Source organism: Pseudomonas eutrophicaquae, assembly GCF_023544715.1.
In the GTDB taxonomy this organism is placed as follows: Bacteria; Pseudomonadota; Gammaproteobacteria; order Pseudomonadales; family Pseudomonadaceae; genus Geopseudomonas.
Map to the genome: position 1 here is coordinate 34,239 of NZ_JAMJEZ010000005.1, position 25,212 is coordinate 59,450.

Genomic DNA, 25,212 nt, shown 5'->3' on the forward strand with positions numbered 1-25,212 from the left:
CCCGGTCTTTTTTCGTCGATGTGGAGAGCCCCATGCAGCACGCTTTTGCCCAGCCCGCAGGCCCGGTCGGTTACGTGGCCATCGAACAGCCCTTTGGCGTGGAGCCGCCGGTGGTGCATTGCCCGATCTGCGGCCATGCGCAGTCGGTGCTGGAGGGCGATGAGTACCTGCAGACGCCCTGCGCACATTTGGCCTTCGTGTTTGGCGGTGAGGAAGACGAGTTCATCTACGCCAGCGAGGACTTTGCCGCGCGCTTTGCCCGCTTTGATGCGGCGCTGCAGGCGCGCTTCCCCGATGCCGAATCCCAGAACAGCGATGCCTTCGAGGAGGCCAGTCGCTTCTACCGTGACCTGTTCCCCACGCGGCTGGCCGAGATGGGCTACGGCAGCCAGTTGCTGGCCCTGCGCATCACCTACGGCGGTATGGCTGACGGTGCGCCGGTGTGGTTCAGCGATGTCTATGGCTTTGACTACGCCACCTTGCAGGAGCCGCCGCGCTGAGCCCGCGCTGCCCTCAGGCGTATAGCGGGCACCTCGGCGCCGCGCTTGAGTCGGGCGTCAGATGATGGACGTGGCGGATCTGGGCTACCCCGGCCTGTTCCTGGCCGCGCTGGGGGCAGCCAGCCTGCTGCCTCTCCAGTCGGAATCCGTGCTGGTCGGCCTGCTGTTGGCCGGTCTGCATTCGCCGCTGCTGCTCTGGCTGGTAGCCACGCTCGGCAACGTGCTGGGCTCGCTGCTCAACTGGTGGCTGGGGCGCTCGCTGGAGCGTTTTCGCGGGCGGCGCTGGTTTCCGGTCAAGGCCGAGGCGCTGGCGCGTGCCCAGCGCCACTACCAGCGCTATGGGCGCTGGTCGCTGCTGCTGAGCTGGATGCCGCTGATCGGTGATCCGCTGACCCTGGTGGCCGGGGTGATGCGCGAATCGCTGTGGGTATTCCTGCTGCTGGTAACCCTGGCCAAGGGCCTGCGCTATCTGCTGCTGGCAGCGCTGACCCTCGGCTGGGCGGGCTGAGCGAGCCGCCTGTGGGTGGGCCCGCTGACGCGATTGCCGCAGGGGTCAGAGCGTCTTGAGCAGCGCCTCCAGCTCGTTGCTGCTCGGCACCTTGCCCTCGATCACCAAGGCCTCATCGACCGCCAGCGCCGGGGTGCGCATGATCCCGGCGTCGATGATCGCGTTCATGTCGGTGACTTTCTCGACGCTGAACTCGAGGCCAAGGCGCCGGGCAGCGGCTTCGGCGTTGGTGGTCAGTTGCTGGCACTTGGCGCAGCCGGAGCCATAGATGGTCAGTTTCATGGGTAGTCCTCTCAGAACAGTTGGCCATACAGGTAGCCGGTGAGGGTGGCCATGACGATCACCAGCAGGCAGTAGACGACGGTCTTCTCGGTGCCCAGCACGGTGCGGATCACCAGCATGTTGGGCAGCGACAGCGCGGGGCCGGCCAGCAGCAGGGCCAGCGCCGGCCCTTTGCCCATGCCGGCACCGAGCAGGCCCTCGACGATCGGCACCTCGGTGAGGGTCGAGAAGTACATGAAGGCGCCGAGCACCGCAGCGATCAGGGTCGACAGCAGGCTGTTGTCGCCCACTGCCCAAGCCACCCACTGCGAGGGAATCAGCCCCTCGTGGCCGGGCCGACCGAGCAGCAGGCCGGCGATCAGCACGCCGCCGAGCAGCAGCGGCAGGATCTGCTTGGTGAAGTCCCAGCTCTGCTGGGTCCACTCCTGGCCGGCGGCGTTCTCGCGGCTGGCCTGCAGCATCAGCCCGGCGATGCCAATCACCATCGCCAGTTCCGGCCACTCGGGACGCAGCAGCGCCACCGCACCGACCAGCGCGGCGATCACCAGCAGCGGCCGCGGCGACCACTGCCAGCGGCGCACCAGCAGCAGGCCGAGCAGGGCGGCGAGCAGGGCGGTGATCGGCCACTTCCATGCATGCACGGCCATCCACGCCGGGCTGTCAGCGGTGGCCCAGTTGGCGAACACCAGGATGCCGACCATCAGGCCGAACAGGGCGACGATGTCCTTGAGCGGATGACCGCCTTCATCCTCCGCAAAGCCGCGGGCACCCTTGGCAGCGCGGGCGGCTTCCTCACGGCGGTAGAGCCCGTGCATCAGCGCGCCGATCACCACCGAGAACAGGATCGCGCCCAGCGCCCGGGCGATGCCCAGCTCGGCGCCGAGCACCTTGGCGGTGACCACGATGGCCATCACGTTGATTGCCGGTCCCGCGTAGAGGAAGGCAATCGCCGGCCCGAGCCCAGCGCCGCGCCGGTAGATGCCGCCGAATAGCGGCAGCACGGTGCAGGAGCACACCGCCAGCAGGGTGCCGGCCAGCGAGGCAACGCCGTAGGCGATCGGCTTGGGCGCGTCCGGGCCGAGGTGCTTCATCACCGCGCCCTGGCTGATGTACACCGCCATGGCGCCGGCGATCACGAAGGCCGGCAGCAGGCAGAGAATCACGTGCTCGCGGGCATACCACTGGGTCAGGCGCAGGCCTTCGAGCACCGCGTTCTCGAAGCGCGGCTGGCCCAGCGGCAGGAAGAAGATCGCCAGGAAGATCGCGCTCATGCCCAGCAGCAACCGCGCCTCGCCGGGCTGGCTGCGCCAGAAGTTGGCCAGGTGGTCGAGCAGGGAGGGCCGGCTGGCGGGAGCGGGCGATTCGGACATGGAAAATCCCTCTTGAGTGGAACCGTTACGACGCGACTGCTCAGTCGCGCTGCAGTGCGCGTTCGTACCAGGCGCGGCTGTTATTGACCATGCGCACCAGCCAGAGCATCACCGGCACCTCGATCAGCACGCCGACCACCGTGGCCAGCGCGGCGCCTGAATTGAAACCATAGAGCACGATGGCCACTGCCACCGCCAGCTCGAAGAAATTCGAGGCGCCGATCATGGTCGCCGGGCCAGCCACGTCATGGCGCACCTTCAGGTTGCGGCACAGCCAGTAACCGAGGGCGGCGATGAACAGGGTCTGCAACAGGATCGGCACGGCAAGCAGGCCGATCACTAGCGGCTGTGCGACGATTGCCTCGCCCTGGAAGGAGAACAGCAGCGCCAGGGTGGCCAGCAGGGCGAGGATGGAGAACGGCGAGATCTTCGCCAGCGCCGCCTGGAAGGCCGCTTCGCCGCGCCTGAGTAGCTGGGCGCGAATCAGCTGGGCGATGGTTAGCGGGATGATGATGTACATCACCACCGACAGCAGCAGGGTGTCCCAGGGCACCGGGATCGACGATACGCCGAGCGGCAAGGCGACTATGGGCGCGAAGGCGAACACCATCACCAGGTCGTTGAGCGCCACCTGGGTCAGGGTGAAGTTGGCGTTGCCATTGCACAGGTTGCTCCACACGAAGACCATCGCTGTGCAGGGCGCCGCGCCGAGCAGGATCAGCCCGGCCATGTAGCTGTCCAGCTCGCCAGCCGGCAACCAGTCGGCGAACAGCACCTTGATGAACAGCCAGCCGATCAATGCCATGGAGAACGGCTTGACCGCCCAGTTGACGAACAGGGTGACGCCGAGGCCGGCTTTCTGCTCGCGCACCTCGTGCAGCGCGCCGAAGTCGATCTTCATCAGCATGGGGATGATCATCACCCAGATCAGCACGCCGACCGGGATGTTGATCTGTGCCACCTCCAGCGCGCCGACCGCCTGGGTCGCCGCCGGCACCGAGAGACCAAGCAGCGTGCCGGCGACAATGCACAGCAGCACCCAGAGGGTCAGGTAGCGCTCGAAGAAGCCGAGCGGGGCGCCTGCGGCCTGCTTGGCCGCCACTTCACAGGAACTGGACATAGCGGAGATTGCCTTCCTCATCGTGCAGACGGCGGGTGGCGCAGCGGTTGTGCGGCAGCGCCTCGGTGGGCTCACCTTAACATTTGAAATATCGAATATGTAAGACTTTCTGTCCGCCTCGCTCGCCTGTCTATACCACGCTGAAAAGGCAGCATGAAGTGACAGCCAAGGCATCGCTGACTTTACTTGATATGCGCCTGGCAATATATTCGAAGAAACACATGAATCAGCCCCGCAGGGCAAAGCCCAGAGGATCACGATGGTCGAGCACCTGACCCCCACCACGGTTTTCAAATGCCTGGCCGATGAGACGCGGGCGCGCATGACCCTGCTGATCACCCGCGAAGGGGAGCTGTGTGTCTGCGAGCTGACCGCGGCGTTGGAGGAAAGCCAGCCGAAGATCTCCCGGCACCTGGCGCAGCTGCGCAGCTGCGGTGTGCTGGAGGATCGTCGTCAGGGCCAGTGGGTGTACTACCGTCTGCATCCTCACCTGCCGGACTGGGTGCACGAGATGCTCACCACCATCCTGGCGGCCAACAAGCACTGGCTGCGACCGGATACCGAGCGCCTGGAGGGCATGCGCAACCGCCCCGGGCGCAGCAACCCCTGCGCCTGACTCACAGTGACCTGCAAGGATGGACGCCATGCACGACGACCTGCCCAACATCGTTCCCGAACTGCTCGACCTGCCTGATCTGGGCAAGCTCGGTCTGCCACAGCAGCCGCAGCACCCACCGCGTATCCTGCTGCTCTACGGCTCCAACCGCGAGCGCTCCTACAGCCGCCTGCTGACCGAGGAAGCGGCGCGCCTGCTCCAGCGCCTCGGCGCCGAGGCGCGGATCTTCGACCCGTCCGGCCTGCCGCTGCCGGATGACGCACCGGAGGATCACCCCAAGGTCCGTGAGCTGCGCGAGCTGGTGCTCTGGTCGGAAGGCCAGGTGTGGTGCTCACCGGAGCGCCACGGTGCGATGAGCGCGGTGCTCAAGGCGCAGATCGACTGGATTCCGCTGAGCATGGGCGCAATCCGCCCGAGCCAGGGCAAGACCTTGGCGCTGATGCAGGTCTGCGGCGGCTCGCAATCGTTCAACGCGGTCAACCAGATGCGCGTGCTCGGTCGCTGGATGCGCATGTTCACCATCCCCAACCAGTCCTCGATGGCCAAGGCCTTCCTCGAATTCGACGAGGCCGGGCGCATGAAGCCGTCTGCCTACTACGACCGGGTGGTTGATGTGATGGAGGAGCTGGTCAAGTTCACCCTGCTGCTGCGCGGGCGCGCCGACTATCTGGTCGACCGCTACTCCGAGCGCAAGGAATCGGCCGAAGATCTGTCCCGGCGCGTCAATCAGAACAGCATCTGAACCGCTATGCACATTCACCCGAAAGAGAGAACCTGAGCATGACCATCAAGGTAGGCATCAACGGCTTTGGTCGCATCGGACGTCTGGCCCTGCGCGCGGCCTGGGGCTGGCCGGAGCTTGCGTTTGTGCAGATCAACGACCCGGCCGGCGATGCGGCGACCCACGCCCATCTGCTCAACTTCGACTCGGTGCACGGCCGCTGGCAGCATGAGGCCAGCAGCGACGGCGACTGCGTGGTGATCGACGGCCAGCGCATCAAGGTCACCGCCAACAAGGCCATTGCCGACACCGACTGGTCGGGTTGTGATCTGGTGATCGAGGCCAGCGGCAAGATGAAGAGCGTCGCGGTGCTGCAGGCCTACCTCGACCAGGGCGTCAAGCGCGTGGTGGTCAGTGCGCCGGTCAAGGAGGCGGGCGCGCTGAACGTGGTGATGGGCGTCAACGATGGGCTGTTTGACCCGGCAGAGCATCGCATCGTCACCGCCGCCTCCTGCACCACCAACTGCCTGGCCCCGGTGGTCAAGGTGATCCACGAGGCGCTCGGTATCCGCCACGGCTCGATCACCACCATTCACGATTTGACCAACACCCAGAGCATCCTCGATCAACCGCACAAGGACCTGCGCCGCGCCCGCGCCTCTGGGATGAGCCTGATCCCGACCACCACCGGCTCGGCCACCGCCATCGCCGAGATCTTCCCCACGCTGCGCGGCAAGCTGAACGGTCACGCGGTGCGCGTGCCGCTGGCCAACGCCTCGCTGACCGACTGCGTGTTCGAGGTGGAGCGCGCCACCACGGTGGAGGAGGTCAATGGCCTGCTCAAGGCGGCGGCCGAAGGCCCACTCAAGGGCATCCTCGGCTTTGAAGAGCGTCCGCTGGTATCCATCGACTACCGCACCGACCCGCGTTCCTCGATCATCGATGCGCTATCGACCCTGGTGGTCAACGGCACCCAGGTGAAGATCTACGCCTGGTACGACAACGAGTGGGGCTACGCCAACCGCACCGTCGAGCTGGCGCGCAAGGTCGGCCTGGCCGGCTGATCCCCTGACCTAACCCGATCCTAAGGTCACCCCATGCACGCGCTCGCCCGTCTGTCCCCCGAAATCCGCCAGTACCTGCTGGTCACCGGTAACTACTGGGCCTTCACCCTTACCGACGGCGCGCTGCGCATGCTGGTGGTGCTGCATTTTCACGGCCTCGGCTACAGCCCACTACAGATCGCCGCGCTGTTCCTGTTCTACGAGATCTTCGGCGTGGTCACCAACCTGCTCGGCGGCTGGCTGGGAGCGCGGCTGGGGCTGAACCGCACCATGAACCTTGGCCTTGGCCTGCAGGTGGCGGCGCTGCTGATGCTCACCGTGCCGGCGGTCCTGCTCACGGTGCCCTGGGTGATGGCGGCGCAGGCGCTGTCCGGGATCGCCAAGGACCTCAACAAGATGAGCGCGAAGAGCTCGATCAAGCTGCTGGTGCCCGGTGGCCAGCAGGGCACCCTGTACCAGTGGGTGGCGCTGCTCACCGGCTCGAAGAACGCGCTCAAGGGCGTCGGCTTCTTCCTCGGCGGCGTGCTGCTAGCGCTGCTCGGCTTTGCCGGCGCGGTGCTGGCGATGGCCAGCGTGCTGGCAGCGATCTGGCTGGCCAGCGTCTGTCTGCTCAAACAGGATCTGGGCAAGGCGAAGCGCAAACCGAAGTTTCGTGATCTGCTCTCGAAAAGCCCGGCGATCAACCTCCTCTCCGCGGCGCGGCTGTTCCTGTTTGGCGCTCGCGATGTGTGGTTCGTGGTGGCGCTGCCGGTGTACCTGTCGGCCAGCTTTGGCTGGGATTTCTGGCAGGTCGGCGGTTTTCTCGCCGTGTGGGTGATTGGCTACGGCATCGTCCAGTCGCTGGCTCCGCACCTCACCGGCAAGCGCCGCGGCCAGGTGCCGGATGGTCGGGCAGCGTTCGTCTGGGCGGCGCTGCTGACCGGGATTCCCGCTGCCATCGCCCTGGGGCTGGACTCAGCGCTGCCGGCGCAGAGCGTGCTGGTCGGCGGTCTGCTACTGTTCGGCGCGCTGTTTGCGGTCAATTCCTCCTTGCACAGCTACCTGATCGTCAGCTATGCCAAGGAGGACGGCGTGTCGCTGGATGTGGGCTTCTACTACATGTCCAACGCCCTCGGCCGGCTGATCGGCACCCTGCTGTCGGGCTGGGTGTTTCAGGCGTATGGGCTGGAGGCCTGCCTGTGGGTGTCCAGTGCCTTCGTGCTGCTCGCGGCACTGATTTCCATCGGCCTGCCGCGACACACTGAGACGCCGCACAGCTGAGGCCGGATGCCGGCGAGGAGGGCGGTCATGGCCCATACACATCATCACTCACACGGCCATCATGGCCATGCCCATGGGCCGCGCCACTACGACCGCGCCTTCGCCATCGGCATCGCTCTGAATGCAGGCTTTGTGCTGATTGAAGCGTTTTACGGCTGGCAGGTGGGGTCGCTGGCGCTGCTCGCCGATGCCGGGCACAACCTCAGTGATGTCGGCAGCCTGCTGCTGGCCTGGGTGGCGATGGCAGCGGCGCGTCTGCCGGCCAGTGACCGGCGCACCTACGGCTGGCGGCGGGCGTCGATCCTCGCCAGCGTCATCAATGCCACGTTGCTGCTGGTGGTGATGGGCTCGCTGGGCTGGGAGTCGATCCAGCGCCTGCAGCAGCCGGTGGCGATGGTGGGCGAGACGGTGATGGCGGTCGCTGCCATCGGCGTGCTGATCAATGCCTGCACCGCGGTGCTGTTCCTTGCCGGCGGCCGGCAGGACCTGAACCTGCGCGGCGCCTTCCTGCACATGGCCGCCGATGCGCTGGTGTCGCTGGGCGTGGTGCTTTCCGGGGCGCTGTATCTGTGGCAGGGCTGGGGCTGGGTCGATCCGCTGGCTGGCCTGGTGATCGCGCTGGTGATCGTGGTCGGCACCTGGTCGCTGTTTCGTCAGTCGCTGCACTTGCTGTTTGACGGCGTGCCCGAGCATATCGATCTGCCGGCGGTGCGTGATTACCTGCGGGCGCAGCCGGGTGTGTGTGAGGTACACGACCTGCATGTCTGGGCACTGAGCACCACCGAGGTGGCGCTGACGGCGCACCTCACCCTGCAGGCCTTGCCAACGGACGATGCTTTTCTCGAGCGGGTCGCAGATGCGCTGCAGCAGCAGTTCGGCATTGCGCACGCCACGCTGCAGCTTGAAGGTGGCAACGGCTGTCGGCAGGACTGTCAGCGCTGATCGGCGCGCACGGCACTGAGCGGACAGGGGGGGATCGGCATCGGGGCGTGCGTTATCCTGTGCCGCCGTTCTGCTGGAGTCCGCCATGCTGATCAACGCCGACTTTAACCGCTCCGCACACTGCGACACCCGCCAGGCAGCGTGGATCGACTCGCCGCAGGGCGGGGTGCAGCGCATTGCCCTCGACCGGCTGGGCGAGGAGATGGCACGCGCCACCAGCCTGGTGCGCTATGCGCCGGGCAGTCGCTTCCCGCTGCATGTGCATGGTGGCGGCGAGGAGATTCTGGTGCTCGACGGCGTTTTCAGCGATGCGCAGGGCGACTACCCGGCCGGCAGTTATCTGCGCAATCCGCCGCTCAGCCAGCACGCGCCTTGGTCGCAGCCAGGCTGCACCCTGCTGGTCAAGCTCTGGCAGTTCCAGCCGGGCGATGAGCAGACAGTGCGCATCCTCGCCGAGCAGCAGCACTGGCAGGGGCTGCCGGATGGCCGCCAGTGTTGCACGCTGCACCACTTCGCTGCTGAAGTGGTGACCCTTGAGCAGTGGCCGGCCGGCTTCAGCGCTCAGGAGCCATGTGCGGGCGGGCTGGAGCTGCTGGTGCTCGACGGTGAGCTTGCGGCCGACGGGCAGCACTGGGCAGCCGGCAGCTGGCTGCGCCTGCCCGCAGGGCACACGCTGCACTGGCACAGCCACGGGGCGCGGCTGTGGCTCAAACGCGGTCATCTGTCGGCGCCGGATTGCTGGGCGCTGCGTGGCGCGCAGGCCTGAAGCACGATCCAGCCGCCTCGGCGCGGCGGCTCCGCTCGCGTGCCGGCGCACGATTTCTTTTTCTTCTGTAGGTGATCCATGAGTTTCAAGCGCCTTTCCGCCAACGGTGTCGGCTCCAGCACCGTCCATCTGCCGCCGGGTGACTGGCCGACCCTGCTGGAGGGCCTGTGCGCACGCTTTCCGCAGGTGGGGCGTGATGTCTGGCAGGCCCGCTTTGCCGAGGGGCGGGTGCTGGGTGCCGAGGGGCAGGCGCTGGCCGCCGAGCAGCCTTACCGGACGGGCCTTCGGGTGCATTACTTTCGCGAGGTGCCGGACGAGGCGCCGATCCCCTTTGCCGAGCGCATCGTCTATCAGGATGAGCACCTGCTGGTCGCCGACAAGCCGCATTTTCTGCCGGTGCTGCCGGCCGGTGGCTACGTCGAGCAGACCCTGCTCAGCCGGCTGGCGCGGCAGCTGGACAATCCGCATCTGGTGCCGCTGCACCGCATCGACCGCCTGACCGCGGGGCTGGTGCTGTTTTCGATCGAGCCGCGCAGTCGCAGCCGTTATCAGGCGCTGTTTCGCGAGCGGCAGATCGACAAGCGCTACGAGGCGATCGCCGCGCCCTTGCCGCAGCAGACCTTTCCGCTGCAGCGCTGCAGTCGTCTGGTGGAGGGCGAGCCGTTCTTTCGCATGCAGGAGGTGCCGGGCGTGCCGAACAGCGAGACGTGGATCGAGGTGCTGGAAACCGGCGCACAGGCTTGGCGCTACGCCCTGAATCCGGTGACCGGCAAGCGCCACCAGTTGCGGGTACACATGGCCGCGCTCGGCGCGCCGCTGCACAACGATCCGCTCTACCCGGAGCTGGACGCCGCCCGGCATGGGCGCGAGGTGGATGACTACCGCCGGCCCCTCAAGCTGCTGGCCCGCGAGCTGCGCTTTCGTGATCCGCTCAGCGGGGCGCTGCGCGAGTTTCACAGTGCGCTACGACTGGATTTCTGAGCGGCAGCCGTGCGTTTTACCGCGCCGCCGCCCGCGCCGGGCTGTGGCGTTGGGCGGCGCGCCGGGGTGGCTCAGAACAGATCGACCGGATCGACATCCAGCGACCAGCGCACCGTGCGGCTGCCCGGCAGGCTTTCCAGCGCCAGCACCCAGGGGCCGAGCAGGCGATGCAGCTCGGCGCGGCTGCTGGCCTGCAGCAGCAACTGCGCGCGGTAGCGTCCGGCGCGGCGCTCCATCGGCGCAGGCACCGGCCCCAGCACCTGCACGCTGGGCTGCTGCTCATCGCCGGCCAGCGGGTAGGCCAGCTGCGCGGCGTCTTCGAGAAACTGCTCGGCCTGCTGCGGCTGCAGGGCATCGGCGCGCAGCAGGGCCAGATGGGCGAAGGGCGGCAGACCCGCGGCGCGCCGCTCGGCCAGCGCTTGCTCGGCAAAGGCGAAGTAACCCTGCTCGGTGAGCTGCACCAGCAGCGGGTGATCGGCCAGATGGGTCTGGATCACCACCCGGCCCGGCTCCTCCGCGCGCCCGGCGCGCCCGGCGACCTGGACGATCAGCTGCGCCATGCGCTCGCTGGCGCGAAAATCGGCGCTGAACAGCCCGCCGTCGGCATCGAGGATCGCCACCAGCGTGACCCGCGGAAAGTGATGGCCCTTGGCGAGCATCTGGGTGCCTACCAGGATGCACGGCTCGCCCTGCTGCACCTGGGCCAGCAGCGCTTCGAGGCTGCCCTTGCGGGCGGTGGTGTCGCGGTCGATACGCAGCACCGGGTAGTCGGGGAACAGCAGGCGCAGCCGCTCCTCGCTGCGCTCGGTACCCACACCCACCGGGCGCAGATCGACATGCTTGCACTGCGGGCAGTCGGTGGGCGGTGCTTCGCGGTGGTCGCAGTGGTGGCAGCGCAGCTCGCCGGAGCGTTGGTGTAGGGTCATGCGCGCATCGCAGCGCGGGCACTGGGCCAGCCAGCCGCAGTCATGGCACAACAGGCTGGGGGCAAAACCGCGGCGGTTGAGGAACACCAGCACCTGCTGGCCGGCGGCCAGCGTCTCGCCGATCAGCCGCTGCAGCGGCGGTGACAGGCCGCTGTCCAGCGGACGGCTGCGCACATCCAGGCGCTCAAGACGCGGTGTGCGCGCCTGACCGGCGCGCTGGTTGAGGCGCAGCAGCGCGTAGCGGCCCTGCTCGGCGTTGTGCAGGCTCTCCAGTGAGGGAGTGGCCGAGCCCAGCAGCAGCGGCACCCGCTCCAGACGGGCGCGCATCACCGCGAGGTCACGGGCGTGATAGCGCAGGCCCTCCTGCTGTTTATATGAGGCGTCGTGTTCCTCATCGACGATGATCAGCCCCGGCGCCTTGAGCGGAGTGAACAGCGCCGAGCGGGTGCCGATGACGATCTGCGCGCTGCCCTCGCGCGCCGACTGCCAGGCTTCCAGACGCTCGCGGTCGGTGAGTGCCGAGTGCAGCAGGGCAATGCGCGCATTGAAGCGCCGGGCGAAGCGCTTGAGGGTCTGCGGGCCGAGGTTGATCTCCGGGATCAGCACCAGCGCCTGCTTGCCGGCTTCCAGGGTTTCGCGGATCAGCTGCAGGTAGATTTCGGTCTTGCCGCTGCCGGTGACCCCGGCCAGCAGGCAGGGGTGGAAGCGCCCGAAGCCCGCCCGTACCGCCTCGAAGGCGCTGCGCTGCTCCTCGTTGAGCACCAGCTCCGGCTGGATCAGCCAAGCGCCGTGGTGCTCGGCCGGGCGTGGCAAGCGGCGGGTGACCTGCACCAGCCCCTTGTCGTGGAGAATCTTCAGGCTGTCGCGCGAGAGCTGGAACTGCTCCAGCAGGTTCTGGTTGATGCCGTGCGGGTGCTGGGCGAGGGTGGTCAGCGCCATGCGCTGACGCGGCGCGCGGGCGAGGCGCGGATCATCGGCCCGCGCACCGGGCACGATCTGCCAGAAGCGCTCCTCGACCCGCTCGGCCGGCTCGCCCTGGCGCAGCAGATTCGGCAGGGCCCAGGCGAAGGTGTCGCCCAGGCTGTGCTGGTAATAGATGGCGCTCCACAGGCACAGCTCGAACAGCGCCGGCGGCAGCAGCGGGCGGGTGTCCAGCAGGGCGATGGCGTCGCGCAGGCGCTCGGCGTCGATCTCGCTGTGCTCGGCGGTTGCCACCAGCACCCCGATCAGCTCGCGTCGCCCGAACGGCACCCGCAAGCGCACCCCCGGTTGCAGGTGAGCGGGGTCCGCCGCGCGCGGGGCGCGGTAGTCGAACAGGCGGCGCAAGGGCGAGGGCAGGGCAATGCGCAGGATCGGCAGGGACACACGGCGGCTCCGCAGGCAGGGGCGCCGATCTTAGCATGGGCGGCGCTCACACCCTGCTTGCAAGGGCAGCCGGCTCTGTTATCATGCCGCGCTATTTTTCCCGGGTGGCGAGGCTACCCCGGTAACTCCCTCGTGCGGTGCCCGACATGGTGTCGGGTGGCGGCACACCATCTCTGAGGATCCAACGATGAAACCGGAAATCCATCCCGAGTACACCGAAATCACTGCCACCTGCAGCTGCGGCAACGTGATCAAGACCCGCTCCACCCTGGGCAAGGACCTGAGCCTCGACGTCTGCGCCTCCTGCCACCCGTTCTACACCGGCAAGCAGAAGGTGCTGGACACTGGCGGTCGTATCGACCGCTTCAAGCAGCGTTTCGCCGGCTTCGGCAGCGCCAAGTAAGTCGTACCGTCCGGTGCTGCCCGTGCAGTACAGGTCTGGTCAGAAGGCGTCCCGTTGGGGCGCCTTTTTTGTTCTCGGTCTGCTGATGCTGGCGCCACTCCAGAGGGCTGATGCCAAGACCTGCGCCATGCCGCGGGGGCTGACTGAGGTCGAGGTGGAGCGGGTGGTGGATGGCGACACCCTGCGCCTGCGCGATGGGCGCAGCGTGCGGCTGATTGGTCTGAATGCCCCGGAGAAAGCCCGCCGCGGGCAGGCGGCTGAGCCGTTGGCGCTCGAAGCCACCCGCGCCCTGCAGCGCCGGGTCGCCGCCAGCGGTGATCGGGTGCGCCTGTTGCCCGGTCGCCAGCCGCAGGACCGTTACGGCCGTCTGCTGGCCCATGCCTTTGATCGCCACGGGCAAAGTCTTGAGGCCGCCCAGCTGGCCGCAGGCCTGGCCCTGACAGTGGCGATTGCGCCCAATACCGAGCGGCTGTCCTGCCTGCTGGCTGCCGAGAACGAGGCGCGCCGCCTGCGGCGCGGCCTGTGGATGCGCCCGCCGCTGCGTCAGACCAGCCAGCTGCAGGCCGGCTTTGCCCTGGTACAGGGCCGGGTGCAGCGGATCGATACTCAGCGAGGCGGCATCTGGCTGGAGCTGGATGGTCAGCTGGCGGTGCGCATTGCCCCGGCGCAGCGCGCACGCTTTGACCGGCGCCAACTGGAGGCGCTCGCCGGGCGGCGGATCGAGGTGCGCGGCTGGGTGATCGATCGCAGCCGGCGGGGCAGCGTCCCGGCCGGGCGAGCGCGCTGGCAGCTGACGCTGGATGATCCGGCGCTGCTGCGCGTGCTGTGAGGCGGGTCGATCTTCGCGGAAAGTCTAATGTTCCCGCGGGGTGCAAGCGGCTAAGTCTATGCGTTTGTCCGCACTTGTGAGGGGCGGGGCTCTTGCCGTATGCTCGACGGCCCTGTCTGTCCCACACCCAATGCGGAAGCAACAAAATGTCTGACTTGAAAAACGCCGCACTCGAGTACCACGCCCAGCCGCGCCCCGGCAAGCTGAGCGTCGAGCTGACCAAGCCCACGGCCACTGCCCGTGACCTGGCCCTGGCCTACAGCCCGGGCGTGGCCGAGCCGGTGCGCGAGATCGCCCGCGATGCCGAGCTGGCGTTCAAGTACACCGGCAAGGGCAACCTGGTGGCAGTGATTTCCGATGGCACCGCCATCCTGGGCCTTGGCAACCTCGGCCCGCTGGCCTCCAAGCCGGTCATGGAAGGCAAGGGTGTGCTGTTCAAGCGCTTTGCCGGCATCGATGTGTTCGACATCGAAGTCGACGCCGAGAGCCCGCAGGCCTTCATCGATACCGTCAAGCGCATCTCCATCACCTTCGGTGGCATCAACCTTGAAGACATCAAGGCACCCGAGTGCTTCGAGATCGAGCGCACGCTGATCGAGCAGTGCGACATCCCGGTGTTCCACGATGACCAGCACGGCACCGCCATCGTCACCGCGGCCGGCATGCTCAACGCCCTGGAACTGGCCGGCAAGAAGCTCGAAGACGCGAAGATCGTCTGCCTGGGTGCTGGCGCAGCCGCCATCGCCTGCATGAAGCTGCTGGTCAGCATCGGCGTGAAGATCGAGAACATCTTCATGATCGACCGCAAGGGCGTGATCCACGCCGGTCGTGAAGACCTGAACCAGTACAAGGCCGTGTTTGCCCACGAGACCGACAAGCGCACCCTGTCCGACGCCATGGAAGGGGCTGACGTGTTCGTCGGCCTGTCCGGCTCGAACCTGCTGAGCCCGGAAGATCTCGCGCGCATGGCGCCGAACCCGGTGGTGTTCGCCTGCTCCAACCCGGACCCGGAAATCAAGCCGGAGCTGGCCCGTGAAGTGCGTCCGGACGTGATCCTGGCCACCGGTCGTTCCGACTACCCGAACCAGGTCAACAACGTGCTGGGCTTCCCGTTCATCTTCCGCGGTGCCCTGGACGTGCGTGCCACCCGCATCAACGAAGAGATGAAGATCGCCGCCGTCAACGCGATCCGCGAGCTGGCCAAGCTGCCGGTGCCCAAGGAAGTCTGCGAGGCCTATGGCGTCGAGCACCTGGAGTTCGGTCGCGAGTACATCATTCCCAAGCCGATGGATGCCCGTCTGATCCAGCTGGTGCCGGATGCTGTGGCCAAGGCCGCAGTGGAGACCGGTGTAGCGCGTCTGCCGTACCCGGCGCACTACCCGCTCAAGTCCACCGACAGCGTGTTCGGCAACTGATCGCCTGATCAGCCGCTAAATGAAAAAACCCGCCAGTGATGGCGGGTTTTTTTGTGTCTGCCGAGATGGCCGCCGGGGGCAGCCGGGCAGAGGCTTAGAACAGATCGATCGGTACCGGCGGCGGTTCGCTGCTGAAGTTGTCGTTCACGCTGCTGGGCGGGGCGACGAACAGCGGCTCCTCCTCGGGCGGCATGTCGGCGCGGAACAGCTCGAACAGCCCCGGCATGCCCGGACGCGCGGCCCGGCCGGTCTGCGGGTCGATGCGCAGGCGCAGCAAGCCATCGGGCTCAGGCGGCAGACGGCTCGGGCGATCCTTGAGCGCGACCTTCATGTAGTCGATCCAGATCGGCAGGGCAGCCACGCCGCCGTACTCGCCGCGGCCAAGGTTCTGCGGCTGGTCGAAGCCGACCCAGGCAGTGGTGACAAAGTCACCGTTGTAACCGGCGAACCAGGCGTCCTTCTGTTCATTGGTAGTGCCGGTCTTGCCGGCCAGATCGCTGCGACCGAGCGACAGGGCGCGGCGCGCCGTGCCACGGCTGATCGCATCGCGCAGGATGTCGGTCATGATGTAGGCGGTGCGCGGGTCCATCACCTGTGCCGCCGGGCGACTCTCGCTGCTGGCCGGCAGGGACAGCAGTTCGCTGGCCGGGCGGCCATTGCTGACCCGTGGCGGGGTGGCGCTGAACAGGGTGTTGCCGTCACGGTCATCGATGCGGGTGATCAGGTAGGGCTCGATCTGGTAGCCGCCGTTGGCAAACACCGCGTAGGCACGGGTCACCTCCAGCGGGGTCAGGCTGCTGGTACCCAGCGCCAGCGACAGGTTGGGGGCCAGATCCGCGCGGGGCAGGGCGAAGGTGTTGGCCACATAATCCACCGCATAGCCCGGCTCGATGGCCTGCATCAGGCGGATCGACACCAGATTGCGCGAGCGGTACAGCGCCTCGCGCAGGCGCAGCAGGCCGAGGAACTGGCCGTCACTGTTCTTCGGTTGCCACAGCTTGCCGGTGCCGGGGTCGATGATTTCCAGCGGGCCGTCATCGATCAGGCTGGCCGCGGTAAAGCCCTTGTCCAGCGCCGCACTGTAGATGAACGGCTTGAAACTGGAGCCGGGCTGGCGCTTGGCCTGGGTGGCGCGGTTGTAGTTGCTCTGCTCGAAGGAGAAGCCGCCGCTCAGGGCGCGGATCGCGCCGTCATGCGGGTCTAGCGACACCAGCGCGCCCTGGGCCTCGGGAAGCTGGCTGAACTGCAGGCTGCCATCGGCGGCGCGCTGCACGCGGATCAGGTCACCCACGCGCACCACATCCGCCGGGCGGCGCGGTGCCGCGCCCATGCTGCTGCTGCTGCGATACGGCCGCGCCCAGCGCATGCTGCTCCAGGCCACGTCGGCCTCGTCCGTCTGGCGGGTCAGTACGCGGATGCCGTCCTCGCGCACCTCGGTCACGATCACCGGCTCCAGGCCGCCAAGGCTGCGCTGCTCGCTCAGGCGCGCCTGCCAGATGGCCCGCGCCTGAGTGCCGAGCCGCGCTTCCGGCCCGCGCCAGCCGTGGCGGCGATCATAAGCCTGCAGCCCTTCGCGCAGCGCCTGGTTGGCGGCGGCCTGCAGGTCGCTGTTGACGCTGGTGTAGACCCGAAAGCCTTCGGTGTAGGCATCGCTGCCATAACGGCCGACCAGTTCGGCGCGGGCCATTTCGGCAATGTAGGGCGCGTCGATCTCCGGCTGGGCACCGAGCTGGGTGCGGACCTCGACCGGTTCGGCCAGGGCAGCTTCGTAGCGGGGGCGATCGATATGCCCCAGCTCGTGCATGCGCGAGAGGATCCAGTCGCGGCGGATCTTGGCGCGCTCGGGGTTGACCACCGGGTTGTAGCGCGAAGGCGCCTTGGGCAGCCCGGCGATCATCGCCATCTCCGCAAGGCTCAGCTGGCCGATCGACTTGCCGTAATAGACCTGCGCCGCCGCCTCGACACCGTAGGCACGGTTGCCGAGGTAGATCTTGTTGACGTACAGCTCAAGGATCTCGTTCTTGCTCAGGGCGCGCTCGATCTGCAGCGCCAGCAAAATCTCGTTGGCCTTGCGGGCGAAGCTGCGTTCGCTGGAGAGGAAGAAGTTTTTCGCCACCTGCATGGTGATGGTGCTACCGCCAGTCTGGATGCGCCCGCTTTGAACCAATTGTGCGGCAGCGCGCATCAGGCTCTTGGGGTCGACTCCATAATGCTCGGCGAAATTGTCGTCCTCGGCGGCCAGCAGGGCCTTGATGAAATCGCCGGGGATGTCTTCGAAGCGGATCGGCGAGCGGCGCATTTCACCGAACTCGGCGATCAGCTTGCCGTCGTCGCTGTAGATGCGCAGCGGCACCTGCATGCGCACGCTGCGCAGGCTCTCCACCGAGGGCAGGTTCGGGCTTAGGTACAGGTAGGTGCCGCTCAGTGCCAGCAGCACGCTGCTGAACAGGGCAAGGCAGGACAGCAGCAGGAATTTCAGTATGCGCATCGGCAATCGACTGATCTGACAGGAAGTGGCGGGAGAACGCGGACATGGATGCAAGGATCTCAGGCGCGCGATGCATTGTAACCCCATTCGCCCGGCCCCCGGCGCAGACTTCGCGCCGGCTGTGCGCGGGTCGACGCCGGTGAGGCCCGCCGCCCTGCTCGGGCGCTGGTGGCGCACGCAGCCGCGCGTTGAACGGCGGCTGGGCATCGATATCGGCCAGCGTGCGCTGCAGCTGGTCGAGCTGCAGCGCGCCGGGGCGGATCAGGACTGGCAGCTGGCGGCCTGGGCCGAGGAACCACTGCCCGCTGATGCTGATACAAAGACCTTGGCGGCGGCCCTGCGCCATGCCTGGCGGCGCAGTGGCAGCCGCAGTCGCGCCGCGGTGGTGGCGCTGCCCGACAGCGCGGTACTGAGCCGCAGCCTGAACCTGCCAGCCGCACTCAGCGAGGCCGAGCTGGAAAGCCTGCTGCAGCTGGAGGTCGCCCAGCAGGGCGCCTGGGCCGACGCACCGATCGCCTTCGACTTTATGCGTCACGGCGAGCCGTCTGCGGCGGGGCAGGTCGAGGTGCAGCTGGTGGCCTGCCGGCGCGACGGCGTCGAGCATTACCGGCGTGCCCTGCAGCTGGCCGGTTTGCGCGCCGCTGCCCTGGAAATCGACAGCCAGGCGCTGGCGCGGGTCTGCGCGCGTCTGCCACAGGCTCAAGCGACCACGCAGGCGCTGGTGCTGCTGGAGCTGCGTGAGGATGAGCCTTGGCTCGGTGTGCTGCAGGGTGGGCGGATGATCCACCGGCGCAGCCTGAGCTGTCCGGGGGCGCCGACCGCTCTGGCAGATCCTGCCGCCCTGCTGGATGAGCTAGCGGCAGCGCTGCAACTGTTTCTGGCCAGCGGTCCGGAGTGCCCGTTGGCCGAGGTATTGCTGACGGGCGGTCTGCCCGCCGCCTCACTGGAGGTTCTGGCCGGCCAGGTGCGCCAGCGTCTGCAGCTGCCGTGTACGGTGCTGGCGCCGCTGGCCGGGCTCTGCGTGAGCGAGGCGCAGGCGCTGCAACCTCTTGAGGCAGCGCCCTCCCTGTTGCTGGCCTGCGGGCTGGCGCTGCGTGAGCCGCGTCCATGAGCGGTGGAATCGATCTGCTGCCCTGGCGCGCGCAGCGCCGCCGTCAGCGCCGGCTGCGTGCCCTGGGCCTGCTGGCGCTGGTGCTGATGGGCTGCGCAGTGTTGCCCTGGCGGGCCTTGCATTCCTTGCAGGCGCTGGAAGCGAGCCGCCTGCAGCAGTTGCCGGCCCTGCAGGCGCAGCAGGCTAGGCTTCTGGCCGAGCGCCGCGAGCAACAACAGCTGGTGCGGGATAGCCAACACCTGCAGGCCGAGCTGATTCGCCTGCAGCAACCGGCGGCCCGCCACGACCGGCTGCTGGCGGTGCTCGATGAGGCGCTGCGTTATCTGCCGGAGGGGGTGTATTTCGAGCGTCTGTCGCTGGCCGACGACCGGCTGGAGATTCTCGCCCTCACCGCGTCGGCGCGGCAGGCCGCCCAGTGGCTGGAGCAACTGCAGGGCTCGCGCTGGCTGGCGGCGGCGCGCTGGCAGGAGAGTCGTCAGTCTTCACCCGAACGCACGGCGCTGCAGCAGCTGCGCATGGATATTCAACTGCCGGCCGCCTGGCCCGCCCCTATGGAGAGCTTGCCATGAAGCTGCGTCCCGAAACCTGGCGCTCCTCGCCCGAGCACTGGCCGCTGCCGGCCCAACTCTTGGCGGCTCTGCTGCTGGGCAGCCTGCTGGTGCTGGGCGTCGGTGCCTTCTGGCTGGAGGATGCGCTAGCGCGCTGGCAGCTCGATCAACAGACGGATGCCGAACTGCGTCAGCAGGTGGCCGTGTTGCAGGCCCAGGGCACTGACCTTGAGCGCTGGCGCGCACACCACCGTCGGCTGCGGGTGCAGCTGGAGGGTTTGCAGCAGCCGCTGCCGGAGGAGAACGCCTTGCCGGCGTTGCTGGCCACGCTGGAGCAGCAGGCCGAGGCGCATGGCCTGCAGCTGCGCAAGGTGCAGGTGCTTGAGTCATCGGGGACGGAGCGCTGCCCCGGGCAGCCGCTGCAAGTACAGTTGCGTGGTGAATACCATGCGCTGGGGCGCGTGCTGGTCGCTCTGGCCGAGCCGGCGCTGGGGCTGCACGCCACGGCGCTGAGCCTGCAGCCGGCCGCGGATGCCGCACCGCAGCTGGATATCCAGTTGCAGCTGCTCAGCCAGCAACGCTGTGCAGAGGTGCTGTGATGGCGTGGTGGTGCCTGCTGCTCGGCAGCTGTCTGGCCGAGGCGGCCGTACCGCAGGTTACCCAGCGCCCGGCGCCGATGTCACCGCCGGCCCTGCAGGTCTACCAGCGCGAGGCGCGTTACGCCCCGCCGGTCAGCCGCAGCCCGTTCCAGCGACCTGCCGCACCGGGGGTGCCGGCGTCGGGGCCGGGTATCGCCGGGTCGATAGCACCTGGGGGCGGGGTGATCCTGCGCCAGGCCTGGCGTCTTGCGGGTGTGCTGAGCGATGCGGCCGGGGCGCGGGTACTGCTTGAGCAAGGCGGCCAGTTGTACCGCCTGAGCACGGGCGAGGAGCTGCCCGGCGAGGCGGTACGGATCGTCGCGATCAGCACCGACCGGCTGACCCTGGAGCAGGACACGACACACGGGCTGCAGACCCAGACCCTGCACCTGGGCATCACCCACGGAGGGCCATGAATGCCGCGCGCTAACCATCCAGCCACGCCCAGCGGGCATGGCATCGGCACCGAATCTTGTGGGTTGAAACGGCGCGGGCTTGGCCTTGGCCTGCTACTGGCGCTGGCCGCTACTGAGCGGGCGGCGGCTGAGCCTGTAGCGGCCCGCGCGCCGGCGGCGGCCTTGCCGGCGTCTGCCGAGGCGCTGAGCCTCAACTTCCATGAGGTCGATCTGCGCGAGGCGCTGCGCCAGCTGGCGGAGCTGGCCGATCTGGACCTGATCCTCGGCGAGGGCGTACAGGGGCGGCTGAGCCTGCAGTTGCGGGGGCTGTCCCATGCAGAGGCCTTGGCGCTGATTGCCGACAGCCACGGCCTGAGCCTGCGCCGTGAGGGGCGGGTGCTGCTGGTCCACAGCGCCGCCGAGCAAGCTGAGCAGAACCTGGCGCGCGCCGCCCACCGCCAGCAGCAGGAGGCCCGTGAGCCGCTGCACTCGGCGGTATTGCCGCTGCGCTACGCGGAAGCCGCGCAGATGGCCGCGCTGTTTCGTGAAACGCAGCAGGGCACGGAGGCTGAGCCTCGGCCGCTGCGCGGCTCACTGATTGCCGATGAGCGCAGCAACAGCCTGGTGGCGACACTGCCGGCCGCCACGCTGGCCGCGCTGCGCACATTGATCGAGGCGCTCGACCAGCCGCAGCGCCAGGTGCTGATCGAGGCGCGGATCGTCGAGGCCAATCTGGGCTTTGACCAGAGCCTTGGCGTGCGCTGGGGCGGCAGCCTGTCGCTGGCCGGTGAGGGCCGCTGGAGCCTGCAGGGGCTCGCCGGCGCGGGGGCGGGCGGGGCCAGTGCGCCGTTTGTCGATCTGGGTGTGGCGACCCGCAGCGCCGGCATCGGGCTGGGCTTTCTCACCGACAATGCGCTGCTCGATCTGCAGCTCTCGGCGATGGAGAAGACCGGCAAGGGCGAGGTGATCTCCCAGCCGCGGGTGGTCACCGCCGACCGGCAGACCGCGCGGATCCTCAAGGGCGCCGAGGTGCCCTATTCCACGGTCAGCGAGCAGGGTACGGCGGTGCAGTTCAAGGAGGCGGCGCTGGCCCTGGAGGTCACGCCGCATATCAGCGCCGCCCAGGCGGTGGTGATGAGCGTGCGGGTGACCAAGGATGAGCCGGATTTTTCCAGCGCCATCGACGGCGTGCCGCCGATCAAGAAGAACGAGGTCAACGCGCGGGTCGAGGTCGGCGATGGCGAGACGCTGGTGATCGGCGGGGTGTTCTCCAGCCAGCAGATGGAGGCGGTGGAAAAGGTGCCGCTGCTCGGGGATTTGCCGCTGCTGGGGCGGCTGTTTCGCCGCGACATCGTCAGCCAGCAGAAATCCGAGCTGCTGGTCTTTCTGACTCCGCGTATCATTGACGCCCCGGCGTTTTCCGTGAGTCGTTGATCCGTGCGCAATCTGATACTGGTAGGCCCGATGGGGGCCGGCAAGAGCACCATTGGCCGCTTGCTGGCCAGGGAGCTGCACCTTCCGTTTCGCGACTCCGACAAGGAGATCGAGGACCGCTGCGGTGCGGACATTCCGTGGATCTTCGATGTCGAGGGCGAGGCGGGTTTTCGCGAGCGCGAGCAGGCGGTGATTGCCGATCTGTGTCAGGAAGATGGCCTGGTGCTGGCCACCGGCGGCGGGGCGGTGATGCGCGCCGAGAACCGCGAGGCCCTGCGTCGCGGCGGGCGGGTCATTTACCTGCATGCCTCGGTCGAGCAGCAGCTGGAGCGTACCGCCCGCGACCGGCACCGTCCGCTGCTGCAGACCGCCGATCCTGCGCGGGTGCTGCGCGAGCTGCTGGCCCTGCGCGATCCGCTCTATCGGGAAATCGCCGATGTGATCATCGAGACCGACCAGCGCCCGCCGCGCCTGGTGGTCCAGGAAATCCTCAGCCGTCTGCAGCAGCTGCCGCCGCGCTGACGGCCAGCGCTGCCCGACGCTCCACCTTTTCGTAACGAGGACTTTATGCGGACTCTCAACGTCGATCTTGGCGAGCGCAGCTACCCCATTTTCATCGGCACCGGCCTGCTGGATTGTGCCGAGTGCTTCAGCCCGTACATCGCGGGTCGTCAGGTGGCGGTCGTCACCAACGAGACCGTGGCGCCGCTGTATCTTCAGCGCCTTCTGGCGACGCTTGAGGGCTATCAGGTCACGCCGATCGTGCTGCCCGATGGCGAGGCGTTCAAGAACTGGGAAACCCTGCAGCTGATTTTCGATGGCCTGCTTGAGGTGCGCCACGACCGGCGCACCACTCTGATTGCGCTGGGCGGCGGGGTGATCGGCGACATGACCGGCTTTGCCGCCGCCTGCTACCAACGCGGGGTGGATTTCATCCAGGTGCCGACCACCCTGCTGTCCCAGGTGGATTCCTCGGTGGGCGGCAAGACCGGCATCAATCACCCGCTGGGCAAGAACATGGTCGGTGCCTTCTACCAGCCCAAGGCGGTGGTGATCGACACCGCGACCCTGGCGACGTTGCCGGCGCGCGAGCTGTCGGCCGGCCTTGCCGAGGTGATCAAGTACGGGCTGATCTGCGATGAGCCGTTCCTCACCTGGCTGGAGCAGCACATGGACGCCCTGCGCGCCCTCGATGGCGAGGCGATTGCCGAGGCGGTGGAGCGCTCCTGCGCCGCCAAGGCGCGGGTGGTGAATGCCGACGAGCGCGAGTCCGGGGTGCGCGCCACCCTCAACCTCGGCCATACCTTCGGCCACGCCATCGAGACCGAGATGGGCTATGGCACCTGGCTGCACGGCGAGGCGGTGGGCGCCGGGACGGTGATGGCGCTGGAGCTGTCGCAGCGCCTCGGCTGGATCGATGCGCCGGCGCGTGATCGCGGCATCCGCCTGTTGGGCCGCGCCGGGCTGCCGTTGGTGCCGCCGGCCTCGATGAGCCCTGAGGACTTCCTGCGCCACATGGCGGTGGATAAAAAGGTGCTCGATGGTCAGCTGCGTCTGGTGCTGCTGCGCGGGCTGGGGGAGGCGGTAGTGACAGCCGACTACCCGCGTGCGGCGCTGGACGCCACGCTGAGCACCGACTACGCGGCCCTGACCGCGCAAGCCTGATCTTTCCCTCTGGCCCCGCGCTGTGCCGGGGCCTTTTGACTGCAAAGGAAGCGAGACCCTTATGACCAGCCTGTCGGCCGACGAGGCTCTCATCGAGCGCTACCAGTTCAGCCACAACCCCTTCAGTGCCCGGGTGCCGGGCTTTCGCTTCTTCGCCGCCCGGCGCAAGCCGCTGCTGACCGAGCTGCACCAGCGCTCGCAGCGCATGGCGCTGGTGCAGATCGTCTGTGGCCCGCAGGGCAGCGGCAAGACCCTGATGCGCCAGGCGCTGGTGGCCAGCAGCAACAAGCATAACGTGCTGTGCCTGGTGGCCACGGCCCGCCAGTACGCCACGGCTCGTGATCTGCTGCAGCATTTCAGTGAGGGGCTGGGCGGGCACTATGCCGATTGCGACGGGCTGCTCGGTCAGGTCGCGCGTCTGGCCCAGGAAGGGCAGACCGTCTATCTGCTGGTCGATGACGCCGAGCGCCTGCATGACGATGCCCTGCAGGCGCTGGTGCAGCTGGCGGTCGGTGACCGCGATGGCCGCGCCCATGTGTTCCTGTTCGCCCGCGAGACCCTGCTGCCGCGCCTGGACATGCTCGGCGAAAGCGAGCGCTGTCAGGTCATGCACCTCTCGCCCTACAGCTTCCCCGAGACCTGCGCTTATCTCGCGCAGCGCATCGAGGGCGCCAAGCAGAGCCTTGAAGCGGTGTTTGACAGCGAGCAGCTGGAGCGCATCCACGAGGAATCCGCGGGTTGGCCCGGTGAGATTAACCGGGTGGCCGCCGAGGTGCTGCACGAAGCGCTCCTGGCTGAGGAAGCAGGCGGTGCCCGCGCCGGAGCGGCCAGCGCTGGCCTGCCGCGACGCCATGTGCTGGCGGTGCTGGGCGTGCTGCTGATGCTGGGTGCGCTGGTGCTGTTCGGCAAGCAGGGCAATGGACTGGACTGGCTGGCGCGTCTGAGCGGTGATCCGGCCAGCGTGCCGGCGGCCGAGGAGGCGCTCGCGCCGGTGGCTGAGGCACCGGCCATCGTGTTTGCCGATGGACAGAGCGTACCGCTGCCGCTGGCCGGTCAGGCCCAGCCGTTGCTGCGCGAGCCGCTGGCCCGCGAGGTGGCACGCACCCAGGGCGCGGAGCTGGATGCCGTGCATGCGGCGCAGCCCAGCGCGGCGGGCAACGTGCTGCCATTGGCTCCGACAACACCGGCGCCGGCCGCCGCGGCGTCTGCCCCGGCCGTGACGCCGCCGGCACCCACGCCCGCACCGACACCGGCTTCCGCGGCGATCAGTGCGCCGGCACCCCAGGCACCTGCACCGGCGCCCGCGCCAGCCCCTGCGCCGGTGGCCGCCAAGCCCGCACCGGTGACGCCGCCGCCGGCGCGTCCGGCACCCGCCCCGGCACCTGCTGCGGCACCGACCGCCCGGGCCACGCCTCCGGCACCGGCGCCCGCTCCCGCACCTGCCGCGACAGGCAGCGCGGGGGACAACAGCTGGTACCTGGGGCAGCCGGTCGGTCAGTACACCCTGCAGCTGATGGGCACCCGCTCCGAGGCGTCGGCCCGGCAGCTGGCGGGCGCTGGCGCGGGCTATCACTACTTCCGCAAGGTGCATCAGGGTCAGCCGCTGTATGTGGTCACCTACGGGCGCTTTGCCAATGCGTCGGCCGCGCGCGCGGCGGTGGCGGCGCTGCCGGCGCGGCTGCAGGCTGGCAAACCGTGGCCGCGAACATTTGCCAGCATTCAGCAGGAGATTCGTCAGGCGGGCCGCTAAGCTGCACCTTGATGGCGCATGGAAAAGCCGGTGATGCACCAGAATGCATCACCGGCTTTTTTGTTTCACTTATGGGACATGAAATTTATATTTTTGCGCCATTTTGGCTTTTTCA

General features: G+C 68.0%; 25 protein-coding genes. 20 read left to right on the forward strand and 5 right to left on the reverse strand.

Features of this window, described 5'->3' with window-relative positions; all coding sequences use genetic code 11:
- Positions 1–32 precede the first annotated feature (32 nt).
- Both MXC11_RS03535 and MXC11_RS03540 read left to right on the forward strand, forming a co-directional pair.
- Positions 33–500 carry a hypothetical protein gene (locus tag MXC11_RS03535; protein WP_250005433.1) on the forward strand — a complete coding sequence of 156 codons (468 nt, stop codon included), beginning with the start codon at positions 33–35 and terminating at the stop codon, positions 498–500.
- A gap of 64 nt (positions 501–564) precedes the next feature.
- Positions 565–1,008: a YqaA family protein gene (locus tag MXC11_RS03540; RefSeq protein WP_462938095.1), complete on the forward strand. Its 444-nt coding sequence runs from the start codon at positions 565–567 to the stop codon at positions 1,006–1,008.
- 45 nt (positions 1,009–1,053) lie between these two features.
- Here MXC11_RS03540 and MXC11_RS03545 read toward each other — a convergent pair whose 3' ends face one another.
- Genes MXC11_RS03545 through arsB form a run of 3 tightly spaced genes read right to left on the reverse strand, consistent with a single transcriptional unit; the run spans position 1,054 to position 3,780 of the window.
- Positions 1,054–1,290 (reverse strand): thioredoxin family protein, encoded by a 237-nt coding sequence (locus MXC11_RS03545; protein WP_250005439.1) that lies wholly within the window; start codon positions 1,288–1,290, stop codon positions 1,054–1,056.
- Positions 1,291–1,301: 11 nt separating this feature from the next.
- Positions 1,302–2,660 carry a permease gene (locus MXC11_RS03550; protein WP_250005441.1) on the reverse strand — a complete coding sequence of 453 codons (1,359 nt, stop codon included), beginning with the start codon at positions 2,658–2,660 and terminating at the stop codon, positions 1,302–1,304.
- A 40-nt stretch (positions 2,661–2,700) separates the two neighbouring features.
- Positions 2,701–3,780, reverse strand: a complete 1,080-nt coding sequence (gene arsB, locus MXC11_RS03555) for an ACR3 family arsenite efflux transporter (RefSeq protein WP_250005443.1) — start codon at positions 3,778–3,780, stop codon at positions 2,701–2,703.
- Positions 3,781–4,039: 259 nt separating this feature from the next.
- Here arsB and MXC11_RS03560 point away from each other — a divergent pair, with 259 nt between their 5' ends.
- From MXC11_RS03560 to MXC11_RS03590, 7 genes are all read left to right on the forward strand, one after another.
- Positions 4,040–4,396 carry a metalloregulator ArsR/SmtB family transcription factor gene (locus MXC11_RS03560; RefSeq protein ID WP_250005446.1) on the forward strand — a complete coding sequence of 119 codons (357 nt, stop codon included), beginning with the start codon at positions 4,040–4,042 and terminating at the stop codon, positions 4,394–4,396.
- Positions 4,397–4,424: 28 nt separating this feature from the next.
- Positions 4,425–5,138 (forward strand): arsenical resistance protein ArsH, encoded by a 714-nt coding sequence (gene arsH, locus MXC11_RS03565; protein ID WP_250005448.1) that lies wholly within the window; start codon positions 4,425–4,427, stop codon positions 5,136–5,138.
- 38 nt (positions 5,139–5,176) lie between these two features.
- The gene (locus MXC11_RS03570) at positions 5,177–6,181 is read left to right on the forward strand and encodes an ArsJ-associated glyceraldehyde-3-phosphate dehydrogenase (RefSeq protein ID WP_250005450.1); all 1,005 of its coding nucleotides are present in this window, start codon (positions 5,177–5,179) and stop codon (positions 6,179–6,181) included.
- A gap of 33 nt (positions 6,182–6,214) precedes the next feature.
- Positions 6,215–7,441, forward strand: coding sequence for an organoarsenical effux MFS transporter ArsJ (gene arsJ, locus MXC11_RS03575; RefSeq protein WP_250005452.1), 1,227 nt, complete (start codon positions 6,215–6,217; stop codon positions 7,439–7,441).
- Positions 7,442–7,468: 27 nt separating this feature from the next.
- The gene (locus MXC11_RS03580; protein ID WP_250005454.1) at positions 7,469–8,383 is read left to right on the forward strand and encodes a cation diffusion facilitator family transporter; all 915 of its coding nucleotides are present in this window, start codon (positions 7,469–7,471) and stop codon (positions 8,381–8,383) included.
- A gap of 85 nt (positions 8,384–8,468) precedes the next feature.
- Positions 8,469–9,149 carry a cupin domain-containing protein gene (locus tag MXC11_RS03585; protein ID WP_250005456.1) on the forward strand — a complete coding sequence of 227 codons (681 nt, stop codon included), beginning with the start codon at positions 8,469–8,471 and terminating at the stop codon, positions 9,147–9,149.
- A gap of 78 nt (positions 9,150–9,227) precedes the next feature.
- Positions 9,228–10,130, forward strand: coding sequence for a pseudouridine synthase (locus tag MXC11_RS03590; protein ID WP_250005458.1), 903 nt, complete (start codon positions 9,228–9,230; stop codon positions 10,128–10,130).
- A gap of 71 nt (positions 10,131–10,201) precedes the next feature.
- On the opposite strand, the gene MXC11_RS03595 is transcribed toward MXC11_RS03590, so the two are convergent.
- The gene (locus MXC11_RS03595) at positions 10,202–12,421 is read right to left on the reverse strand and encodes a primosomal protein N' (protein ID WP_250005460.1); all 2,220 of its coding nucleotides are present in this window, start codon (positions 12,419–12,421) and stop codon (positions 10,202–10,204) included.
- A gap of 187 nt (positions 12,422–12,608) precedes the next feature.
- On the opposite strand from MXC11_RS03595, the gene rpmE reads away from it, so the two are divergent.
- The 3 genes from rpmE (at position 12,609) to MXC11_RS03610 (ending at position 15,068) form a co-directional block, all read left to right on the forward strand.
- Positions 12,609–12,824, forward strand: coding sequence for a 50S ribosomal protein L31 (rpmE, locus tag MXC11_RS03600; RefSeq protein ID WP_250005462.1), 216 nt, complete (start codon positions 12,609–12,611; stop codon positions 12,822–12,824).
- Positions 12,825–12,951: 127 nt separating this feature from the next.
- The gene (locus MXC11_RS03605; protein ID WP_250005464.1) at positions 12,952–13,653 is read left to right on the forward strand and encodes a thermonuclease family protein; all 702 of its coding nucleotides are present in this window, start codon (positions 12,952–12,954) and stop codon (positions 13,651–13,653) included.
- A 146-nt stretch (positions 13,654–13,799) separates the two neighbouring features.
- Complete coding sequence (locus MXC11_RS03610) at positions 13,800–15,068, forward strand: malic enzyme-like NAD(P)-binding protein (RefSeq protein WP_250005466.1); 1,269 nt, start codon at positions 13,800–13,802, stop codon at positions 15,066–15,068.
- 94 nt (positions 15,069–15,162) lie between these two features.
- Here the strand turns inward: MXC11_RS03610 and MXC11_RS03615 are convergent, their stop codons facing one another.
- Positions 15,163–17,556, reverse strand: a complete 2,394-nt coding sequence (locus MXC11_RS03615; protein ID WP_250005468.1) for a penicillin-binding protein 1A — start codon at positions 17,554–17,556, stop codon at positions 15,163–15,165.
- Between the two features lie 139 nt (positions 17,557–17,695).
- Between MXC11_RS03615 and pilM the strand changes: the two genes are divergently transcribed.
- From pilM to MXC11_RS03655, 8 genes are all read left to right on the forward strand, one after another.
- Positions 17,696–18,667 (forward strand): type IV pilus biogenesis protein PilM, encoded by a 972-nt coding sequence (gene pilM, locus MXC11_RS03620; protein ID WP_250005470.1) that lies wholly within the window; start codon positions 17,696–17,698, stop codon positions 18,665–18,667.
- On the forward strand, positions 18,664–19,236 hold the full coding sequence (locus tag MXC11_RS03625) for a PilN domain-containing protein (protein ID WP_250005471.1): 573 nt from the start codon (positions 18,664–18,666) through the stop codon (positions 19,234–19,236). The genes pilM and MXC11_RS03625 overlap by 4 nt, the downstream gene beginning before the upstream one ends.
- Positions 19,233–19,814 carry a type 4a pilus biogenesis protein PilO gene (pilO, locus tag MXC11_RS03630; protein WP_250005473.1) on the forward strand — a complete coding sequence of 194 codons (582 nt, stop codon included), beginning with the start codon at positions 19,233–19,235 and terminating at the stop codon, positions 19,812–19,814. The genes MXC11_RS03625 and pilO overlap by 4 nt, the downstream gene beginning before the upstream one ends.
- The gene (locus tag MXC11_RS03635) at positions 19,814–20,269 is read left to right on the forward strand and encodes a hypothetical protein (protein WP_250005484.1); all 456 of its coding nucleotides are present in this window, start codon (positions 19,814–19,816) and stop codon (positions 20,267–20,269) included. Before pilO ends, MXC11_RS03635 begins: the two co-directional genes overlap by 1 nt.
- The gene (gene pilQ / locus MXC11_RS03640) at positions 20,270–21,682 is read left to right on the forward strand and encodes a type IV pilus secretin PilQ (protein WP_250005487.1); all 1,413 of its coding nucleotides are present in this window, start codon (positions 20,270–20,272) and stop codon (positions 21,680–21,682) included.
- Between the two features lie 3 nt (positions 21,683–21,685).
- Entirely contained in the window at positions 21,686–22,204 is a 519-nt protein-coding gene (gene aroK / locus MXC11_RS03645) for a shikimate kinase AroK (RefSeq protein WP_250005491.1), read from the forward strand.
- Between the two features lie 45 nt (positions 22,205–22,249).
- On the forward strand, positions 22,250–23,347 hold the full coding sequence (gene aroB, locus MXC11_RS03650) for a 3-dehydroquinate synthase (RefSeq protein WP_250005492.1): 1,098 nt from the start codon (positions 22,250–22,252) through the stop codon (positions 23,345–23,347).
- A gap of 61 nt (positions 23,348–23,408) precedes the next feature.
- Positions 23,409–25,097, forward strand: a complete 1,689-nt coding sequence (locus tag MXC11_RS03655) for an AAA family ATPase (RefSeq protein WP_250005495.1) — start codon at positions 23,409–23,411, stop codon at positions 25,095–25,097.
- The last annotated feature ends 115 nt before the right edge of the window (positions 25,098–25,212 follow it).

Coding starts and splice junctions, on each gene's coding strand:
- MXC11_RS03540 (WP_462938095.1), top strand. CDS start 565: ATGGACGTGGCGGATCTGGGCTACCCCGGCCTGTTCCTGGCCGCGCTG.
- rpmE (WP_250005462.1), top strand. CDS start 12,609: ATGAAACCGGAAATCCATCCCGAGTACACCGAAATCACTGCCACCTGC.
- aroB (WP_250005492.1), top strand. CDS start 22,250: ATGCGGACTCTCAACGTCGATCTTGGCGAGCGCAGCTACCCCATTTTC.
- MXC11_RS03635 (WP_250005484.1), top strand. CDS start 19,814: ATGGCGTGGTGGTGCCTGCTGCTCGGCAGCTGTCTGGCCGAGGCGGCC.
- MXC11_RS03615 (WP_250005468.1), bottom strand. CDS start 17,556: ATGCGCATACTGAAATTCCTGCTGCTGTCCTGCCTTGCCCTGTTCAGC.
- arsJ (WP_250005452.1), top strand. CDS start 6,215: ATGCACGCGCTCGCCCGTCTGTCCCCCGAAATCCGCCAGTACCTGCTG.
- pilQ (WP_250005487.1), top strand. CDS start 20,270: ATGCCGCGCGCTAACCATCCAGCCACGCCCAGCGGGCATGGCATCGGC.
- MXC11_RS03560 (WP_250005446.1), top strand. CDS start 4,040: ATGGTCGAGCACCTGACCCCCACCACGGTTTTCAAATGCCTGGCCGAT.
- MXC11_RS03625 (WP_250005471.1), top strand. CDS start 18,664: ATGAGCGGTGGAATCGATCTGCTGCCCTGGCGCGCGCAGCGCCGCCGT.
- MXC11_RS03535 (WP_250005433.1), top strand. CDS start 33: ATGCAGCACGCTTTTGCCCAGCCCGCAGGCCCGGTCGGTTACGTGGCC.
- MXC11_RS03655 (WP_250005495.1), top strand. CDS start 23,409: ATGACCAGCCTGTCGGCCGACGAGGCTCTCATCGAGCGCTACCAGTTC.
- MXC11_RS03570 (WP_250005450.1), top strand. CDS start 5,177: ATGACCATCAAGGTAGGCATCAACGGCTTTGGTCGCATCGGACGTCTG.
- MXC11_RS03605 (WP_250005464.1), top strand. CDS start 12,952: ATGCCGCGGGGGCTGACTGAGGTCGAGGTGGAGCGGGTGGTGGATGGC.
- MXC11_RS03610 (WP_250005466.1), top strand. CDS start 13,800: ATGTCTGACTTGAAAAACGCCGCACTCGAGTACCACGCCCAGCCGCGC.
- MXC11_RS03580 (WP_250005454.1), top strand. CDS start 7,469: ATGGCCCATACACATCATCACTCACACGGCCATCATGGCCATGCCCAT.
- MXC11_RS03585 (WP_250005456.1), top strand. CDS start 8,469: ATGCTGATCAACGCCGACTTTAACCGCTCCGCACACTGCGACACCCGC.
- arsH (WP_250005448.1), top strand. CDS start 4,425: ATGCACGACGACCTGCCCAACATCGTTCCCGAACTGCTCGACCTGCCT.
- MXC11_RS03545 (WP_250005439.1), bottom strand. CDS start 1,290: ATGAAACTGACCATCTATGGCTCCGGCTGCGCCAAGTGCCAGCAACTG.
- arsB (WP_250005443.1), bottom strand. CDS start 3,780: ATGTCCAGTTCCTGTGAAGTGGCGGCCAAGCAGGCCGCAGGCGCCCCG.
- MXC11_RS03590 (WP_250005458.1), top strand. CDS start 9,228: ATGAGTTTCAAGCGCCTTTCCGCCAACGGTGTCGGCTCCAGCACCGTC.
- pilO (WP_250005473.1), top strand. CDS start 19,233: ATGAAGCTGCGTCCCGAAACCTGGCGCTCCTCGCCCGAGCACTGGCCG.
- MXC11_RS03550 (WP_250005441.1), bottom strand. CDS start 2,660: ATGTCCGAATCGCCCGCTCCCGCCAGCCGGCCCTCCCTGCTCGACCAC.